We start from the raw sequence: 2,180 nt of genomic DNA on the forward strand, positions 1-2,180 counted from the left end.
GAAGCGGGCCCACTCCCCGAAGAGCCCGGTGGGCAGGATGGAGGAGCTGAGCAGGCTGGCGCCGGTGGAGTCGGTCACGTCCAGGTGGAGCAGCGAGGCGCCGACGCCTACGCGCCAGGTGACCCCGCCGGTGGTCGTGAACGACAAGAACGTCTGGTTGGCGTCGCCCGCGGGGGCCGTGCCGATGTTGTACACGAACTCGATGTGCCAGGCACCGGTGGCCGAGGCCGGCACGGTGGCCCGGACGGACGCCCCGGCGGACACCGTGGGCAGGGCCGAGGACCCCGGGAGCGTGTCGTCCGCGGCGAAGGACAGGCCGGCGGTCCGCATCGCGGCCACGCCGGCCAGTGGGGACGCGGCCCGGGTGGCGGTGCGCCCGTCCTCCATCGGCCAGTACGCGATCAGGCTGGCGGAGGAGGGGATGCGGCGCCGCAGCGTGGACTGCAGCGGGTCGGTGCCGGCCCCGTAGCGGCGCATCGGCCCGGCCGCCTCCACGGCCACGTACCGGTCGGTACCGGAGACGTCCCACCGCGGCGGCCAGGAGGACACCTCCCCGGTGAACCGGTAGGTCCGGTCCGAGATTTCGGCCCCACCCGACATGGTCCAGGTGCGGCCGGAGCCGTCCACGAAGCTCGCGGCGCCGGCGGCCGGGACGGAGAACACCGGGCTGGCCACGACCGTTCCGCCGATGCCGTTGCGGATCTCGGCCGAGTGGACCTTCCCGACCGGGGGCACCGGCGCGACGGTGCCGGTGATGTCCCCGATCTCCAGCGCGGCCGTGCTGTTGAAAATGCTCGTGGTGCCCGCCGTGATGACCGGTGCGCCGAGCTGGGTCCACGGCCCGGCCGTGCCGCTGGCGGCCGTGTAGAAGGTGACGGTGTTGCCGCTCGCGCCGTTGTCCGCGTCGAGCGTGGCGCGCACGGCCAGGCGGCCGGACGGCGGTACGGGCACCGCGGCCGTCGCCGTGGCGAACGTCGAACTGGTGCCGTCCGCGGACCACTCCAGATCCAGGGCCCCGCTCGCGCTGACGGTGAGCCGCCACGACCGCTGGCCGGCCGACCCCCACTTGCCGGTCAGGTCCACGAACCGCAGGCCGCTGTCCCACGTCGCCAGCGTCACATCCACCCGGACGTCGAGGTCGCCCACGATGTCCAGGGCGGCGGTGTCGGGGGTGCTGGCACGGGCCCCGGGGTCGCCGGGCAGCCGCAGGTACCGGGACGCGGCCGGGACCGACACCCTGACCGGGGTGTTCCGCCCGATGAGCCCGTAGTACGGGCTCATCGGGTTGCGCGGGCTGTACTTCCCCATCCGGTTGTTGAAGGTGATCGTCGCCGTCGAGTGGTCGGGCCGGGACGCCTCGTCGGCCCGGCCGCGGCTGAGGCTGATCGGGTTGCGAAGGTAGACGTCCTGGGAGGCGTCCGTCCAGACCCCGCCTATCTGCAGCTCCGACCGCACGTCCAGCGGAGTCGTGGGGAACGCCATGGGAGCCTCCTCAGCCTGGTGTGTTGTAGGCCACGTCGACTTTTCCGCGGCCGTAGACCCTGACCACCTTGCGGTTCATCCGCAGGAAGTCGGACTCGCCGGGCATCTCGATGACGACGCGGATGACCCCGCCCCCACCGCCTCGGGTCAGCGGTGCGACGGTGGCGCCGGCGCCCAGGTGGACCGCCTCCGGGCCCCGCTCGCCGACCATCGCCCACCCGCTGGTCAGGATGTGCCCGCCGTGGGCCAGGTACGGAATGTTCGGCGTGCCGAACGAGGTGCCGCCGACCCTGCCGACGCCGGGGATGTGGGTGTCGATGCTGGGGATGGAGAACGTGAGCCCGTTCCACCCGCCGATCACGAAGTTGATCGCTGACCGGAACGCGTTCTTAATCCCGTCGAACATGCCCGAGGTGGCCCGGCTGATCCGGCCCGGGAGCCGGGACATGAACGTCACGATGCCGTTCCAGTGCCGGGTGATGTAGAGGACCGCCAGGCCGATCGGGCCGGTCAGGATGGCCAGGATCAGCGGCCAGTTCCGTTTGATCCAGCCCCACGTGGCGCTCGCCGCACGGGTGATGGCGCCCCACGAGGCGCGCCAGATCTGCTGGAACCATGTCGTCTTGGTCGCGATCAGCACGATGACCGCGATCAGCGCGACGATGCCGATGATGATCCACGTCGTGGGGCTGAGCATC

Annotated in this window: 2 pseudogenes; both read right to left on the reverse strand. The window is 72.0% G+C overall.

The annotated features are described in order from the left end of the window. A pseudogene (locus VIW71_RS22715) lies at positions 1-1,482 on the reverse strand (hypothetical protein); the annotation flags it as partial. A 10-nt stretch (positions 1,483-1,492) separates the two neighbouring features. Then, positions 1,493-2,180, reverse strand: a pseudogene (locus tag VIW71_RS22720) (hypothetical protein); the annotation flags it as partial.

It is taken from the genome of Streptomyces sp. (assembly GCF_036524955.1).
GTDB lineage: Bacteria > Actinomycetota > Actinomycetes > Streptomycetales > Streptomycetaceae > Actinacidiphila.